Annotated in this window: 14 protein-coding genes and 1 tRNA gene; 12 read left to right on the forward strand and 3 right to left on the reverse strand. The window is 45.2% G+C overall.

The window, feature by feature from the left end; all coding sequences use genetic code 11:
- Together XMM383_RS04155 and XMM383_RS04160 are read right to left on the reverse strand one after the other, a co-directional pair.
- Entirely contained in the window at window positions 1-1,707 is a 1,707-nt protein-coding gene (locus tag XMM383_RS04155) for an FAD-dependent oxidoreductase (protein WP_173484205.1), read from the reverse strand.
- Window positions 1,708-1,722: 15 nt separating this feature from the next.
- Window positions 1,723-2,514, reverse strand: a complete 792-nt coding sequence (locus XMM383_RS04160) for an SDR family NAD(P)-dependent oxidoreductase (protein WP_173484204.1) — start codon at window positions 2,512-2,514, stop codon at window positions 1,723-1,725.
- Between the two features lie 124 nt (window positions 2,515-2,638).
- Here XMM383_RS04160 and XMM383_RS04165 point away from each other — a divergent pair, with 124 nt between their 5' ends.
- The 12 genes from XMM383_RS04165 to XMM383_RS04230 all read left to right on the forward strand — a co-directional run bounded on the left by XMM383_RS04165 (window position 2,639) and on the right by XMM383_RS04230 (window position 15,455).
- A complete protein-coding gene (locus tag XMM383_RS04165) occupies window positions 2,639-3,532 on the forward strand; it encodes a helix-turn-helix domain-containing protein (RefSeq protein WP_173484203.1) in 894 nt (297 codons plus the stop codon).
- 283 nt (window positions 3,533-3,815) lie between these two features.
- Window positions 3,816-4,940, forward strand: coding sequence for an ABC transporter substrate-binding protein (locus XMM383_RS04170; RefSeq protein ID WP_173484202.1), 1,125 nt, complete (start codon window positions 3,816-3,818; stop codon window positions 4,938-4,940).
- A gap of 61 nt (window positions 4,941-5,001) precedes the next feature.
- Window positions 5,002-5,880 carry a branched-chain amino acid ABC transporter permease gene (locus XMM383_RS04175; RefSeq protein WP_173484201.1) on the forward strand — a complete coding sequence of 293 codons (879 nt, stop codon included), beginning with the start codon at window positions 5,002-5,004 and terminating at the stop codon, window positions 5,878-5,880.
- Window positions 5,877-6,875 carry a branched-chain amino acid ABC transporter permease gene (locus tag XMM383_RS04180; protein ID WP_173484200.1) on the forward strand — a complete coding sequence of 333 codons (999 nt, stop codon included), beginning with the start codon at window positions 5,877-5,879 and terminating at the stop codon, window positions 6,873-6,875. Before XMM383_RS04175 ends, XMM383_RS04180 begins: the two co-directional genes overlap by 4 nt.
- Window positions 6,872-7,618, forward strand: a complete 747-nt coding sequence (locus tag XMM383_RS04185; protein WP_173494588.1) for an ABC transporter ATP-binding protein — start codon at window positions 6,872-6,874, stop codon at window positions 7,616-7,618. The genes XMM383_RS04180 and XMM383_RS04185 overlap by 4 nt, the downstream gene beginning before the upstream one ends.
- A 2-nt stretch (window positions 7,619-7,620) precedes the next feature.
- Window positions 7,621-8,337 (forward strand): ABC transporter ATP-binding protein, encoded by a 717-nt coding sequence (locus tag XMM383_RS04190; protein ID WP_173484198.1) that lies wholly within the window; start codon window positions 7,621-7,623, stop codon window positions 8,335-8,337.
- A gap of 504 nt (window positions 8,338-8,841) precedes the next feature.
- Entirely contained in the window at window positions 8,842-9,576 is a 735-nt protein-coding gene (nfsA, locus tag XMM383_RS04200; RefSeq protein WP_173484197.1) for an oxygen-insensitive NADPH nitroreductase, read from the forward strand.
- Window positions 9,577-9,695: 119 nt separating this feature from the next.
- Entirely contained in the window at window positions 9,696-10,247 is a 552-nt protein-coding gene (locus XMM383_RS04205) for a hypothetical protein (RefSeq protein ID WP_173494589.1), read from the forward strand.
- Between the two features lie 209 nt (window positions 10,248-10,456).
- On the forward strand, window positions 10,457-11,179 hold the full coding sequence (locus tag XMM383_RS04210) for a hypothetical protein (RefSeq protein ID WP_173494590.1): 723 nt from the start codon (window positions 10,457-10,459) through the stop codon (window positions 11,177-11,179).
- A 244-nt stretch (window positions 11,180-11,423) separates the two neighbouring features.
- The gene (locus tag XMM383_RS04215; protein WP_173494591.1) at window positions 11,424-12,038 is read left to right on the forward strand and encodes a hypothetical protein; all 615 of its coding nucleotides are present in this window, start codon (window positions 11,424-11,426) and stop codon (window positions 12,036-12,038) included.
- Window positions 12,035-13,762: a DNA polymerase gene (locus XMM383_RS04220; protein WP_217363588.1), complete on the forward strand. Its 1,728-nt coding sequence runs from the start codon at window positions 12,035-12,037 to the stop codon at window positions 13,760-13,762. Before XMM383_RS04215 ends, XMM383_RS04220 begins: the two co-directional genes overlap by 4 nt.
- Window positions 13,763-14,372: 610 nt before the next feature.
- Window positions 14,373-15,455: a site-specific integrase gene (locus XMM383_RS04230; RefSeq protein ID WP_173494593.1), complete on the forward strand. Its 1,083-nt coding sequence runs from the start codon at window positions 14,373-14,375 to the stop codon at window positions 15,453-15,455.
- 64 nt (window positions 15,456-15,519) lie between these two features.
- Here XMM383_RS04230 and XMM383_RS04235 read toward each other — a convergent pair.
- Window positions 15,520-15,595 (reverse strand) — tRNA-Phe (locus XMM383_RS04235).
- Between the last annotated feature and the right edge of the window lie 18 nt (window positions 15,596-15,613).

The raw sequence follows: 15,613 nt of genomic DNA on the forward strand, positions 1-15,613 counted from the left end.
TTACTCTAAATGATCATCAATACCAGCTAAATGACGCCCAGTCACATAGCCTGCAGTCATAATAGGTCCTAATGTGATGCCAGCTGCAGGGTAGGTGCCACCCATTACACTATGGCGGTCATTACCTACTGCAAACAGCCCCTCAACCTTTGTGCCATCGGGACGAAGAACTGCACCATAATTGTCAGTTGGAATGCCACTGAATGTGCCAAGGTCGCCCATGTACACTTTCAGTGCAAAGAAAGGTGCTTTAAGTATAGGAGCTACACAAGGGTTTGGTTGGTTATCTGGGTCAGCCAAATATCGGTTAAAGCTAGTGGCGCCTCTGTTAAACATCGGGTCCTGTCCATTCACAGCATCTTTGTTGTATGTGTCGATTGTTGACTTTAATGTGTCAGTATCTACACCGATCTCAGCCGCCAGTGCTTCTAGGCTACTACCTTTTTTAAGATATCCATTCTTAACAAAAGAGCCATAAGGAAGCGGGGCAGGTTTAACGTAGCCAAGACCATATTTACCAAGACAGGTGCTATCACATACTAGCCACATGTAGGTTTCTTTACTATCAGTACAAGCATTAGTCATCGATGTACCTACATCATGGTATGACTCACTCTCATTACAGAATCGTTCACCTTTAGGAGAAATACCAATGACACCTGGTTTATAGCGGTCTAAAAGGTGAGGGAACATGCCTTTAGTGCCGTCACTAAAAGGTACTACCGAAGTAGGCATCCAAGCTGCAGGTTCTTTGTAATCGGAGGAGATCTCAACACCAATCTCTTCTACCATTCGCATTGAGTCCCCAGTGTTATCGACGGGTACAGGTGAATGGTGTTCTCCGCCGCGCTGTAGGTGCGGATAAACCTTCTTGATACGTTCAATTTCTTGAGCAAAACCACCTGCAGCAAGCACTACGCCTTTGCGTGCTTTAAGTTCTACAGTCCCTCCCGCAGTTTTCGCTAAAACACCAACAACCTTGCCCTCTTCAATGAGAAGTTTTTCGACCGCTGTTGAGGTGTGAATAGGGATATTCAAATCAAATGAACTTTTAGCTAATCGAGCAGCTAGAGCATTACCACTAGTTACATTGATTGCTCTTCCATAGCGAATAAGCTCAACCATATGGTTAGCGAGGCGCTTGCATACGTATATGAACGAGGTGAATGACTTCGTCGCTTTAAAAAAGTGTTTAAGGTCAGCATTGGAAGAGTTGAACATCATGCCGATAAACGTGATGGTTCTTAGTGGCGGACGAAGACGCTTCATCTCCTTGCCAAGCTCGGTGATATTAAAGGGTTTCGCTAGAATCGAACGACCAATATCTACGCCACCTGAGTAGGTTGGATGATAATCAGGGTAGAGAGTTGGTATAAATTGAACACTGGTGTTTTGTTCAAAGAAATCGACCATTTCAGCGCCTTTGTCGAGGAAAGCTCTGGCAGATTTTTGATCGAATGCTTCGCCGGCTTCGGTTCTCATGTACTCTTCAGCAGCTTCAAGCGTATCGTTTGGATTCTGCTTCAACCCGTGGTGGTTACACGGGATCCAAAGAACGCCCCCAGCAAACGCTGTAGTTCCACCATAAACATCTGCTTTTTCAATGACTTGTACATCCAAACCGTTGTGTTTGGCTGTAATAGCTGTGGATAGGCCTCCAGCTCCTGAACCTATAACAAGTAGATCACACTCTTTTTTAATGTTCATAGTCATGCTCTCAAATTATTTGGCGTTGTAACCTGGTCTTGGAACCAAGTGCATAGGCGTTGCTTCAAATCCACCATCCACGACCATTTCTGTTGCATTAACATATTCAGCACGGCTGCTTAGCAGGAATGCTACAGCATTGGCGATGTCTTCAGGTTCACCAATTCTGCCAGATGCGGTCATAGATTCTCGTGCGGTTCTAATGGAGTCATCTAAATAGAATGGTTCCGAAAGAGGGGTTCGGATCATCCCTGGGCATACAGCATTGCTTCGAATTTTATTTGCCCCATGTTCAACTGCAATCTGTTTCGACAGTTGTAGTATTGCAGCTTTACTTGCGCTGTAAGCTCCAGAGTTTGTTTGTGGGAAGTGAGCAGCAATCGATGAGATGTGAACAATTGAGCCATGACCCTTCTGCAGCATTTGTTTAATAAAAGTTCTACTACAAATCAGAGCGCCCTTGAGGTTGGTATTAATGACACGATCCCATTCGCTCAGATCGACTTCACTAATTGAGCCAGGTGAAAAAAGGCCTGCACAATTAACTAAGCCATCTGCCAAACCAAGAGTGGATTGGAAATGCTCAGCAGCTTGCTCTATTGATTTTATATCGGTTATGTCTGCGCTTTGAGCAGAAAGTCGGCCAGTGATCGTTTCAATATCTTCAACATCTTTATCAATCACCCCCACTTTTGCATTACTTGCTAAAAGTGTGTCCACAATAGCTTTGCCAATGCCTCTACCGCCCCCGGTAACTATGAAGGTTTTATTAGAAATTTTTAGCCAATCGACTGGATCTGAAGTCATGATAAAAGCTCTTGAGTCTGTTTTTTATTAGGCTGTTTACGTTATGCCTCAAAAGGCTAGTTGCAAAGTTAAAAAACGAGCCTATAGTTGGACAAAATGAACATAAAAACTCAGATATATTGCTATGAATAATATTCCAAGTTACGCGCTTTATGGAGAAGTATTTGATTCTAAAGGACTTCCTCCTGTTAATATCGAAAGAATTCAAAAGCGCGCTCAGCCTAATGGATGGAATATTCAACCACATCAGCATGAAAACTTATTGCAGTTCTTGTTTGTCGAAAGAAAAGGCGGTGTCACTTTTTTTGATGGGCAGCAAGTAGGTTTCGATGCGCCTTGCTTTATCGTGATCCCTTCAGGGATCGTTCACGGTTTCACTTTTGATGAAGGTATTGATGGATATGTCATTACTATCCCTCAAGAGCAAGTGGAGGCAGCTCTGCCAATTTCTGGTAACTCTGTTGCATCGATTCTCCATAAAGGATCAGTAATAGCCGGAGGAAGTGACAGCTCGTTGTTGGCTCATTTGAAAGAGCTTTTTGAGGTTGTGATTTTTGAAAGCCGTTTCGCTGAACGCTATTTGAACAATGCTTCAATACATTTAGTGGCGTCAATTTTTGTTCTGATCTCTCGTCTTGCAGAAAATCAACAAGCGGATGAAAGCGTATCCGCAAATAGAAAAACTGATCTGGTGGAAAAGTTCAGGACTTTAGTTAATAAATCAAGCACCAGCGCACTTTCAGTCAATGACTATGCAGAAAAACTAGGTGTAACCCCTAGTCACCTCCGTAGGTTGAGTCATGAGGTGCTTGGCCAAAGTCCACTAAGTGTAATTAACAAACGATTGATTGTAGTTGCCCAAAGAGAGCTGGCCTATTCGACAATGAGTGTGCAACAAATCGCTTATATGTTGGGTTTTGATGATTCAGCCTACTTTTCTAGATTCTTTAAAAAACACTCCGGCAAGACGCCCAGCCAGTTCAGAGAATTCATCAGAACGGTTGGCTTAGAAGATTAGATAAAAATAGTCCTGTTTTAGTGTTCTTTGCTTTTAGTAAAAATTCTTATAGAACCTGCGTTTCAATTGAATCATGCTCTGATTCTGTGTTTTTCTTTGAAATTGAAATGTTCGTTTTGTCCTGTTATTGGTACAGAATATCCATTTCAACAAATCTCTAAATACAGCTAAATATTCTTAATTGATCTTTTCGATTACGTATTAGATTGATTCCGACGTCTTTTTAAGGCGGCAATAGTTCCTTAAGGAATAACAATAAAACCGGTATAACCGGGAGGAAATTATGTTTAAGACAATGACTCTCTCAGCAGCAGTTGCAATTGCTGCTTCATCAATGGCTAGTGCAGATGTTCGTATTGCAAGCGTGGCTGAGCTATCAGGTGCTGGTGCTGCTGCTGGTGCTGTATGGCACGATGGCCTCAAAATGGCTTACGAAGAGATTAACGCATCTGGCGGTATTCTTGGTGAACAGGTTGACCTAGTTGCTTATGACAGTCAGACAAACCCACAGAATTCCCGCGCAATGGTTCAAAAAGCCATCGATGAGGGCGCTTATGTTTTGATGGGTACTGTTTACTCATCTTCAACCGTTGTGAATATGTTGGTTGCTCAGCAGAATGGTGTACCACAGATCACAGGTTCTGAGTCCCCAACCATCACGGCTAAAGGCAACCCTTATATTTTCCGCACCGCATTCGGTGCTCAAAAGGGTATGCCTAAAATCGGTTCTTACTTAAAAGATGGCCTTGGTGTTAAAAACATCGCTGTTATTTGGGCGAACACTGAATTTGGTAAAGGCGGTCATGACGCATTTGTTAAAGTAGCTGGCAACTCAGGAATCAATGTTGCTGTGGATCTTCCGACTGAACAAGGTCAGGTGGACTTTGCTGCAGATGTTGCGAAGATTAAGTCCTCAGGTGTTGATGCTGTATTTGCTTACATGACAGAGGAAGAGTCTGCTCGCTTCCTAATCGAAGCTCAGAAACAAGGTCTGAGTGTCCCAATCGCTGGTGACACAGTATTGATCTCTCAGAAAGTAATTGACCTTTCTGGCGGTGCTGCAAATGGTGCTTTTGGTCACGTAGGCCTTACAGCTGAAGCTCCGGTTCCTGCGATCCAAGAGATGGCGGCTAAGTTCGAAGCTAAATACGGCTACGGCGCTGACCACAATGCCATCAAAGGTTACCTAGGTGCTTACACTGTTAAGTATGTGACTGAGAAGATTGGCGAGTTTGATCAAGAAAAATTCGCAGATACTATGCACGGTCTTTGTCTAGATGTAGCTAATCACCCAGGCGTCCTTATGGATGTTTGTTGGGATGATTCCGGTGAAATGTCTCGTGCGAGCTTCCTAGTCGAAGTCGTTGATGGTAAGCAGAAGATCACAAAAGAACTTCCTGCTAACTAAAACTGCACTACCAAAGCGGGCTATTTCAGCCCGCTTCCTCTTTTTATAATGGTATTTTCTTATGGTTGAGTTTATTCAGATCATTGTGTCTGGTCTGTCTGCAGGCGCAATCTATGCACTGGCTGCAGTAGGTTTTACCTTGCTGTGGCAAGCGTCTCAAACAATTAATTTCGCACAAGGTGAGTTTGTGATGATTCCGGCATTCATAGTGCTGGCGTTAATGACCAAATTGGGTCTGCCTATGTGGATCGCATTCGCATTGGGTGTCGTTCTATCCATCTTTTTGTTGGGTGCGATATTCAAGAAATTGATTGTAGAGCCTATGCTTTCGCACGGTGTTTTGCCTCTGGTTATCACAACCATCGCGCTGGGTATTCTACTTAAAGAGGCGGCTAAAGAGTTTTACTCTCCTCTAGGGCAGCCGTTTCCAACCATGTTCTCTCATGACGTTATCTCTATTTTTGGAGCGGCGATCTCTATTGGCGACCTAGTGAATTTCGTCATAGCTATCGGCACAATCGTTGCTCTCCAACTTTTTCTAAATCGAACCCAAACCGGGCGATGCATGCAGGCAACGGCACAAAGCCCTGAAGTTGCTCAGGTTTTAGGCGTCGATATTAAGAAAATGATTATGTACACATTTCTTATCAACGGTGCTTTAGCAGCAATAGCGTCTCTGCTTATTACGCCGGTTTATCTCGCTAAGTTCTCAAACGGTGAAATATTAGGACTTGTTGCCTTTACTGCTGCAATTGTAGGTGGATTTAACCAGATCAAAGGCGCATTAGTGGGCGGGTTAATCATTGGTGTAGTTGATAATTTGTCTGCTGCTTATTTCTCAGCTGAGTATCGACAAGCTGTCCCGCTGATTCTACTTATTCTAATTATCATGTTGCGTCCACAAGGCATCATGGGCCAATCTGAGGGGCGCACGGTATGAACAAGCACATCATATTTTTTGCGATTTTTATCGTACTACTTATCGTTGCACCTCTTGGTCAAGGTAACTACATCATCTATCTTCTTGCCTCTTGGTTGGTTTTCTCAATCGCGGCGATGGGCCTTAACCTGACGCTTGGATATGCAGGTCAGGTTTCACTAGCGCAGGCTGCTTTTATGGGTATAGGCGCTTACATTGCATCTTTGTTGACGTTGCCGCCGGCAGATTCAGGCATTGGTGGATTAGGGCTGCACTGGCTTGCCGCCGCACCTATAGCGATGGTTGTTACTTTCTTCATCGGTCTTCTGTTGGGTTATCCAGCGTTAAGAGTTCAGCACCACTTTCTGGCGTTTGTTACCCTAGCTTTTAACGGTTTGGTATTTCTAGTACTGCGTAATGAAGATTGGTTAACAGGTGGCTCTTTTGGACTAGTGGGAATGCCTCGGCCGGAAATTTTCGGCATTAGTACTATGAAGAATTTACCCTTCTACTACTTTGTTTTGATCGTTTTCGTCCTATCAGCGGCGGTATTTGCATGGATAATAAATTCGCCTTGGGGCAGAGCATTTAAAGGTCTTCGTGAGAATGCAGTACGTGCCTCAAGCCTTGGTGTCGATACTACTAAAATAACCTTGTTAGCGTTTGCAATAGGCTCCGCTTTTGCTGGCCTGGCTGGTGCTTTAATGGCTCCACTGGTTCAATTCATTGACCCAGATTCGTTTAACTTAGTTTTGTCGTTAAAGCTACTCTTGATGGTGGTAGTAGGTGGGGCAGGGTTCTTCTATGGCCCTATTCTTGGAGCCGCGATAGTTTTGATTTTGCCAGAGTTCCTGCGTTTTACAGAAGGGTACTACCTGATGATTTACGCGATTTTGGTCATCGTGCTGATGGTCTATTCACCTTCAGGTCTAATTGGTTTTGCCAAGAAAACTACAGAACGTTTTAGCTCTAAGAAGCAGCAGCGAAAAGATTTTGAACAAGGAGCACAGCTATGAGTTCGGCAGTACTCTCTGTTAAAAATATCAGCAAACATTTTGGTGGTATTAAAGCCGTACAAGACGTCTCTTTTGATGTGGCTGAAGGTGAAGTTCTTGGTTTGATCGGGCCTAACGGTTCTGGTAAATCGACCCTGTTCAACTGTGTTCTGGGTCAGTACAGCCCAACCAATGGTAGCGTCGAAATCAACGGTCATGATGTTACTGGTTTGCCGCCCTCCAAACTCAATAAAGAGGGTGTCGCTCGAACTTTCCAACAGCTTTCAGTGTTTCCGAACATGACAGTGCTAGAGAATGTCATTCTTGCGGGTCAAGAACACCAGGGCACTATGCTTTCACGGTTATTTGGACCGAGTGATGCAGGTTTGACAGAGGCGGCCAAACAGATGATTGAGTTCTTCCGTTTGTCGCACTTGATAGATGAGCTGGCAGGGTCTCTATCATACGGGCAACAAAAACTACTAGATGCCGCAATGGCGTTTATGGGCGGACCTCGTCTAGTGCTATTGGATGAACCAGCTGGTGGTGTAAACCTAACCATGTTGGGTAACTTGAAAGAGCGTTTAATTGCTTACAACAAGACGCATAACACCACTTTTGTTGTTATTGAGCACAATATGGAATTTGTAATGTCTTTGTGCACACGAATTATAGTTTTAGCTGAAGGTCAGATCATCGCCGAGGGTACACCTGACGAGATTAGAAATAATCAGCAAGTTATCGATGCCTACCTAGGGGGGTAAACATGTTAGAAATTAAAGACCTCTATGGCGGCTATGGTAAAACAACAATTCTAAACGGCACCAACTGCGAAATAGAAAAGGCATCGATTACAACCGTAATTGGTCCAAACGGCGCAGGTAAGTCGACCCTTTTCAAAGCTATTTTTGGATTGCTCAATATTCACTCAGGAGAAATCCTTCTTAACGGTGAAAATATTGTAGGAATGACACCCAAACAGCTTATTAACAAAGGCATTACTTATGTGCCTCAGGGGCGAAACGTAGTACCTCAGCTCTCTGTTTACCACAACTTGGAAATGGGGGGGATTACGTCGCCGGACCAAGCAAAAGTGAAGAGTCGAATTGAAGAGGTAATGAACCAATTTCCTATTCTTCGTGAATTCAAGGATCGAAAAGCGATTGAGCTGTCTGGCGGTCAGCAGAAGCAGTTAGAGGTCGCTAGAGCGCTTCTACTTGACCCTAAACTAATTTTAATCGATGAACCTTCAATTGGTCTTTCTCCTAACCTTGTTCAAGATGTTTTTAAAACTCTGCAAGCTTTAAGAGATGATGGTGTGACTATTCTAATGGTTGAGCAGAATGCTAAGTCTGCTCTAGGAATTTCAGATTATGGATTGGTTCTTGAACTAGGCCAAACTCGAATGCATGACAAAGCTGACGTACTTTTAAATGATCCAAAGGTTGGTCAACTGTTCCTTGGGGGACATATGGAGGATTAAGTTCCTTGTCCTTTTTAAGGCGGATTGCTGAGCAGTCCGTCTTTTTTTTGGTTAAATATTTTAGGTTATATCTAATCATTTAAAATGCTGTGTGCCTATATAGCCAAGTACTAATTTAGTGCTCAAAGGAGACCCAAAGCGGTCATTTTGTTGCTGAATTTTTAAATTGCCAAGTTTAACCTAATGAAAAAAATGAAATTTTTGCCTCGCAAGGTCTGAAGACTCTCCATAACCTAGGCATTGTCAATTAAGATCTGCCTTTAAATCCAAATGGTGGCGCCTTCGCATTGGGCCACCCGCTGAGTATGTCGGGTACGTGAAATACGGGTAACGCAGCGCTTCTGGCCAAAGTCGGTGAGAAGACCTTGTCCACCATGTGCGTCGGGGTCGGACATTGAATAGCAATTTCGTTGGAGCGCGTCTAACCGGTTTGGTTGAGCGGTTAAGTCGGTTTTTGGGACCGTCGGGGCCTTTTATAACTTTTCAAAAAGAGAGTCGTTGTAGATGAACCTAGTGACAGAACTGATGAAGTCGCATGTATCGGTTAGAGCATTTTTGGATGACCCTATACCTGAGGAGTCTCTGATCAAAATTATTGAAGCGGGGCAATCTGCTTCAACTTCCAGTCATATCCAAGCCTATTCGGTCATTCGTGTTACCGATCCGGCAAAACGCCAGACGATTAGTGAAGCGGCTGGTGGACAGAGGTGGGTTAACAGTGCGCCGGAATTTTTGGTATTTTGCGCGGATCTTCGCCGTCTCAATTATGCCTGTTTGAAAGCAGGGATGGGAGAGCTTGATGGCATTACTGAACATTCGCTAGCTGCGAGTATCGATGCGGCACTTTTTGCTCAAAACGTGCTGCTGGCGGCTGAGTCGTTAGAGTTTGGTGGCGTTTTCATCGGTGGTATACGAAACGCTCCAGACAAAGTCATTGCTCAGTTGGAACTACCAGAGTTTGTTTTTCCACTCTTTGGTATGTGTCTGGGTATCCCAAAGAATAAAAATGAACTGAAACCAAGATTACCAATCAACGCGGTTCTTCATACGGATACTTACGACCTTGATAAAATTCCAAGCTCAGTTGATGACTTCGATGAAATGATGTCGCAGTACTACTTGAATAGAGATCCATCATCTACAACGAACTGGAGTGAGTCGGTTGCTGTAGCTCTACAGCAGAAAAAGCGTGAGCACATGTTGTCTTGTCTTCAAGAGACAGGGTTCTTCAGGTCTTAGTTTTGCTATCCTTCAATAAGTGTCCGCTATGTGCCGTAATGAGACATTGAGGCTAATTTAGTCAGCACCGATGTATGCTACCATTAACTGTATATTTAAACAGTTAATGGTGTGCCGCTATGGGGTCCAAGAATCCGAAACTAGAACAATCCATCATCGCTGGTGAAGGCAGTGTGTTCGCCTCTGCAAAGCTCGCTGAGGAGCTTTTTAGTACTGAGGATAAAACTACCCTAGATGTCTGCGAATTCGCTTCACAAGCCCGCCAAATGGCTCAGCAGCTAAAGTCCGGCGACAGCCAGCCTCTCGTTGATAAGTTAGCCTCTCAAGTTCACCTTTTAGATGTTTTGTTTACACGCACAATGCAACTCGCTGTTAACCAAAGCACTCCTGAGCGAATGCTGGCGCTTATGGATATGGCTCTGAAGGTTCAAAATAATACTCGTCGAACGGCTAGCACGATCAACGATCTCACCCACCCCAAGGTGGCCAACAACTACATCCGTACTGACACAGCCAACGTGGCAACCAATCAGCAGATCAACTATTCAGAAACAAACCTCGAAAACGAACTAAACACTGGTGATATTCATGAGATGGACAGAAGAAGCTCGCGCAAAGCAGGCAGTGCGGATCAAGACGTGGAAGCCTTGGTTGAAGTCGACAGGTCCTAAGACTGATGAAGGTAAGACTGTCAGTTCAATGAATGCCCTAAAAACAGGCGCTCACAGTGCTGATCTGCGTGAGCTTGAGGCCATTCTAAAAGAGCTAATTGATTAAATAGTCAATCCATTACCTGTGCACAGGTGCAACATAACCCGTGCATCCATGCCCTCCCGTGCAATATATTTATGTATATCTTTAATAAGTATAGGTGGGATATATGAAAACCGATAAGACTTATTGGAACCTTACTGGTTTACTAGTTTGGATTATGCACCGAGATCAGATTTTTGCAGATGGTGAAGCGGATTACCGTGGTTCGGCGGTTGAAGTAGGCCTCATAACTTCTAATTGGCTAACTGGATTAGACTGCATTGTGGATTTTGAGCAAGCTGTTTCCGAGGTATTAAGTGCATTAGTGAAAGGTCATTTGAGCGCTTTTGCTAGCCTTAACAGTATGGAGAGGCATGAAATTAGTCGTTCAGAAGGTTGGATCTCTAACAAATTTGACCGTTGCCCTAATGCTCCAGTTAATATCCCAAACAGAAGGGAGGGGCGAGTATCTATTCCTCCAGAAGGCTGGATCGGGAGGGAGTTTAACTTTTCCCCGGATGTCGCAGTTGAAGTGCTTGATTCAGGCGTTTCGAAGTCCCGATATGAAAATCTACTTTTCTCAGTTGAGGAGGCGGTTTCGATTTGGCCGCCTAGGCAATCTCTTCCAGAAAAAAAGAAGAAGGCTCAAAGCGTAAGAGACAAAAGCAAGGCTCAAACGCAATTGAAATACACGCGTTGGAGAAAAAGGGCGGATGCCTTACGACAAGAGTTTCCAGGCATGGGCAATGTATGGTATTCGCGTAAAATTTCCAAAGAGGATATCGCGGAAGGTGCCACTGATTCTTATATAAGAAAGCAAATAGGTGGTCGTTCTGTTAAAAAACCGTAAAAAAGTTGCGCAAATATCTTTATTAGGGATGAGCAAAGATTACTGTGTCTGGAATGCACGAACTGTTTAGCATGCGCAAAAAGGGGTAATAAATTTGCGCAAAAGAATAAAGTTTTGCTCACTTTAAGTCATTGTTTTATATAGCAAGGTCTAGGATTTGTCTGGCTTGTGTTCTTAAAATTGCTCACCGAATTTAAGTGTGTAACAAGTGGCGCGGTGCTGCTTGTAAATGGAGGACACACTTATGCCTACAGATACAATTCAAGAATCAGCAATCCAGGGTAATGGAGAGAGCCAGCAAGAGCCTTCTTGCTTTGATCCAAATTTACTAAAACTATCTCAGAACTTTCGAGAGAACACAGGAGTTAAAAAGCACCTTACAACCATACCCGTCCGAAAACCTGGTAAACAGGATTTTGTTAGGGTCCATCCAAGCCAGGAGTATCGCGTTGATACAGCTGTTATCGAGCTAAAAGAAGAGCGCGAGATCTACCTTCTCGCTCCTCATCTGCTACCAGAGCTTCCATCTGAATGGGTGGCTAAATCTTTAATCACCTTCATAAACAGGCAGGGCGTTTTAGCACTCTGGCCAATCGGACTTCCTAATGCAGAGGGGCGCACAAACAGTTGGAATGATTCCGCTCGTGTTGCTGCTCAACTCGCTCAAGACTCTTGGGTGCGTGTGTCGGCGAATATGTCACTGGGTGCATACGATACGTTTACTGCATTAGGTGATATCCCTCCTCCAGAATGGCCCGACCTCTCGTTTGAGGAGATCCTTAAGATTGCGTTCAAGGGTAAGTACATCGAATCAACTGACCATGCAGTGATTCGTGACTTGCTAGGAGGTGAGCTATGAGCAAGTTCATGACGCCCATCAAGTCTATTTGGTTTGTTGATTTTGAGTTCATCGCAACCAACGGCAACAACCCTGAGGTGGTTTGCCTAGTTGCTCATGAATACCTCTCTGGGCGAACATTGCGCTACTGGCAGGATGAGCTCGCACAGATGGAAGAGCCTCCTTATGACATAGGTAAAGACTCGGTCTTTGTTGCCTATTATGCGTCTGCAGAGATGAACTGCCACCTTGCTCTAGGCTGGGAGATGCCGGAAAGGGTGGTTGACCTGTATGTTGAATTCAGAAACCTTACTAACGGCCTAGATACGCCCTGTGGGAGGGGTTTAATAGGCGCACTGTCATATTATGGCCTGGATGCCTTAGAGGGTTCTGAGAAGGATTCTATGCGTGAGCTTATTCTAAGCGGTGGACCTTGGAGTGAATTCCAGCGCCGACAGATTCTTGCGTATTGCGAGTCTGATGTTCAAGCGCTTAAAAGACTATATCCAGCAATGGAGTCTGATCTAGAGCTACCTTATGCCTTCATACGCGGTTCTTACATGAAGTCTGTAGCCCGCATGGAGTTCAATGGGGTGCCCATAGATACAGAGTCCCTTGACCTTCTCAAAGGCTCTTGGGAATCCATTCAAGATGCACTTATCGAACGAATTGCCGGTGAAACAGGAATCTATGAAGGGCGGACATTTAAACAAGATCGATTCGCTCAGTTCCTGATTGATCGCGAAATACCTTGGCCTCGCTTACCGACAGGTAATCTTGACCTAAGTGATGACACGTTCAGAGATATGGCTAAGTCATACCCTGAGGTGTCGCCACTTCGTGAGCTTAGGTATCTGCTTTCCAAGATGCGGCTGTCGGACCTACCTGTAGGAGAAGATGGTCGCAATCGTTGCCTGCTCTCGCCTTTTAGTGCTCGAACAGGCCGCAATCAGCCCAGCAATTCTCGGTTCATATTTGGGCCCTCGGTTTGGTTAAGAAGCCTCATCAAGCCTAAAGAAGGATTTGGTATTGCTTACATCGACTGGTCGCAGCAAGAGTTTGGCATAGCTGCTGCTCTTTCAGGTGACAAGAAGATGAAAGCGGCTTACAAGTCCGGAGATCCATACCTGGCCTTTGCCAAGCAAGCTGGCGCCGTTCCGGAAAGTGCGACTAAACAAAGTCACAAATCAGAACGAGACCAGTTTAAGGCATGTGTCTTGGCCGTCCAGTATGGCATGGGAGCTGAGTCACTAGCGGCTCGTATTAATCAACCGGTTGTTAGGGCAAGAGAGCTCCTTCGACTTCACAGAGAGACCTACAGAGAGTTCTGGGCATGGTCAGACGCGGCTGTGGATAGAGCGATGCTCAGTAATCAGCTCCACACCGTTTTTGGATGGAAGATCAACGTTGGCACAAACCCGAACCCTCGTTTTTTGAGGAACTTCCCCATGCAAGCAAACGGAGCTGAGATGCTACGGATGGCGGTTAGTGTCTTGCTTGATGAGGGTATCAAGGTATGTGCCCCCATTCATGACGCTGTCCTTATCGAAGCGCCTCTCGATGAACTAGATGAAGTCATCAGCAAGGCTCAAGTCATCATGGCGGATGTAAGTGACTACATCTTGAGTGGATTCCGGCTGAGCTCGGACGTGGATGTTGTGAAATACCCCGAACGCTATACCGACGAACGCGGAGCTCATTTGTGGGAGACCATTATTGGGCTAGCGGCTGACGTCGAAGGCTGAGGGTAGCGGCATGTCGATTGACCCTAAACAGATTGCTTTACCTGATGGGCTTCGCCCCGAATCAGCTCCGACTAAGGAGAAGGTTGTCGATAAGGCATCAAGGAAGCGAATCACAGGGCGTTTTCTAAGAGGGCCTATCCCCTTGGAATGGCTTATGAAAGCCAGCCAGCTGTCTGGTCAGGCGCTTCATGTGGCTATAGCTATCTGGTTCTTAACTGGAGTAAAGAATACAAATTCTGTTCAGTTGTCGAACAAGTTGCTGAGCGAATTTGGGGTCAATCGATACTCTAAAAGACGAGCACTTAGACAACTTATAAGTGCTGACTTGATATCTGTAGAGCAAGGCCGAGGCAAAAGCCCTGTTGTAACAGTATTGGAGTGTTCAGATGTCTGCTGAACAAATCCTCCTCCCTCGTTTAATTAGGTTACGGGATGCTCCGTTTTATCTAGGTATGGATCGCAATAGGTTCAGTGCCGAAGTGCGGCCCTTTGTGACTGAAATAAAGATGGGGGTGCAAGGAGTAGCGTTCGACAGACTTGAACTAGATGCCTGGGCGGAGCAATATAAGGCTCGCAACGGGCGTCCTGGTCAACCGAAAGGAGAGGCCATATGGGACGTAAAAAAATACCCGGACTCATCAAAAGAGCCGGTGTCTGGCACATCGACAAGCAAATCTCAGGGCGGCGCATTTGCCGCAGCACTGGAACAGATCAACTTGTAGAGGCCGAAAAACTCCTAGCGCGAGTGATCGAAGAAGCTCGCCAGGCGGAAATATACGGTGTAAGACCTGAGCGGTCATTTGAGCAAGCTGCTGCTAAGTATGTGTTGGAAAACACTCACAAGCGGAGTCTGAAGAATGATATCAGCCGTTTGAAACAGCTTATGCCGTGGATTGGTGATACATCAATCAGCCGTCTGAATCTAGGATCTTTGCAGCCGTGGATTGACCACAGACGAGCAGAGGGTGCTGCCGCTGGCACCATAAACCACGGCTTAAAAGTCGTGCGTCGTATACTCAACCTTGCGGCACACGAATGGGTAGATGAGTATGGCCTGAGTTGGCTTCTGACAGCACCTAGAATTAAGTTGTTGCCAGATGTTGATAAGCGCCAGCCTTATCCACTTAGCTGGGATGAGCAGGAGAAGTTGTTTGAGGCTTTACCTAAGCACCTTAAGCAAATGGCACTGTTTACAGTGAATACGGGTTGTCGAGACGCTGAGGTTTGTAATCTCAGATGGGATTGGGAAGTTCAGGTGCCTCAACTCAAAACCTCAGTATTTATTATCCCCAGCGAGCACGTAAAGAACGGAGATGAGCGCCTCATCGTTCTGAACGACGTGGCTAAGAGTGTTGTAGAGGAACAGCGAGGTTTGAATAACACCTATGTGTTTCCATACCAAGATAGACCGGTACAACGCATGCTCAATGGAGCTTGGCTGCGTGCTCGAAAATCAGTTGGTTTAGATATGGTGAGGGTACATGACCTGAAGCATACCTTTGGCAGAAGATTGAGAGCAGCAGGTGTGAGCTTTGAGGATCGACAGGATCTTTTAGGTCATCGCTCTGGTCGTATAACAACACATTATTCGGCAGCAGAGTTAACGTCACTTATCGAGGCGGCTAATAAGGTCTGCTCTAAGAGCGATAAGCCAGATTTGGTCGTGATGAGAAGGTTGAGGCTAGTGGGGTAGGTCCCGCAAAACTCCCGCAAGGGAGAAATAAAAAAGGCCCGCAATCTCTGCAAGCCTTTAATATTGGTGCCTCGAGGCGGAATCGAACCACCGACACGAGGATTTTCAATCCTCTGCTCTACCAACTGAGCTATCGAGGCAACTCATTGGAGGCGCGT

Origin of the sequence: Marinobacterium sp. xm-m-383, from assembly GCF_013283255.1 — a bacterium.
GTDB lineage: Bacteria > Pseudomonadota > Gammaproteobacteria > Pseudomonadales > Balneatricaceae > Marinobacterium_E.

Excerpts from the sequence above, each read along its gene's own strand:
- nfsA (WP_173484197.1), top strand. The coding sequence starts at position 8,842 with ATGAACCTAGTGACAGAACTGATGAAGTCGCATGTATCGGTTAGAGCA.
- XMM383_RS04165 (WP_173484203.1), top strand. The coding sequence starts at position 2,639 with ATGAATAATATTCCAAGTTACGCGCTTTATGGAGAAGTATTTGATTCT.
- XMM383_RS04210 (WP_173494590.1), top strand. The coding sequence starts at position 10,457 with ATGAAAACCGATAAGACTTATTGGAACCTTACTGGTTTACTAGTTTGG.
- XMM383_RS04180 (WP_173484200.1), top strand. The coding sequence starts at position 5,877 with ATGAACAAGCACATCATATTTTTTGCGATTTTTATCGTACTACTTATC.
- XMM383_RS04205 (WP_173494589.1), top strand. The coding sequence starts at position 9,696 with ATGGGGTCCAAGAATCCGAAACTAGAACAATCCATCATCGCTGGTGAA.
- XMM383_RS04230 (WP_173494593.1), top strand. The coding sequence starts at position 14,373 with ATGGGACGTAAAAAAATACCCGGACTCATCAAAAGAGCCGGTGTCTGG.
- XMM383_RS04170 (WP_173484202.1), top strand. The coding sequence starts at position 3,816 with ATGTTTAAGACAATGACTCTCTCAGCAGCAGTTGCAATTGCTGCTTCA.
- XMM383_RS04155 (WP_173484205.1), bottom strand. The coding sequence starts at position 1,707 with ATGAACATTAAAAAAGAGTGTGATCTACTTGTTATAGGTTCAGGAGCT.
- XMM383_RS04215 (WP_173494591.1), top strand. The coding sequence starts at position 11,424 with ATGCCTACAGATACAATTCAAGAATCAGCAATCCAGGGTAATGGAGAG.
- XMM383_RS04220 (WP_217363588.1), top strand. The coding sequence starts at position 12,035 with ATGAGCAAGTTCATGACGCCCATCAAGTCTATTTGGTTTGTTGATTTT.
- XMM383_RS04160 (WP_173484204.1), bottom strand. The coding sequence starts at position 2,514 with ATGACTTCAGATCCAGTCGATTGGCTAAAAATTTCTAATAAAACCTTC.
- XMM383_RS04185 (WP_173494588.1), top strand. The coding sequence starts at position 6,872 with ATGAGTTCGGCAGTACTCTCTGTTAAAAATATCAGCAAACATTTTGGT.
- XMM383_RS04190 (WP_173484198.1), top strand. The coding sequence starts at position 7,621 with ATGTTAGAAATTAAAGACCTCTATGGCGGCTATGGTAAAACAACAATT.
- XMM383_RS04175 (WP_173484201.1), top strand. The coding sequence starts at position 5,002 with ATGGTTGAGTTTATTCAGATCATTGTGTCTGGTCTGTCTGCAGGCGCA.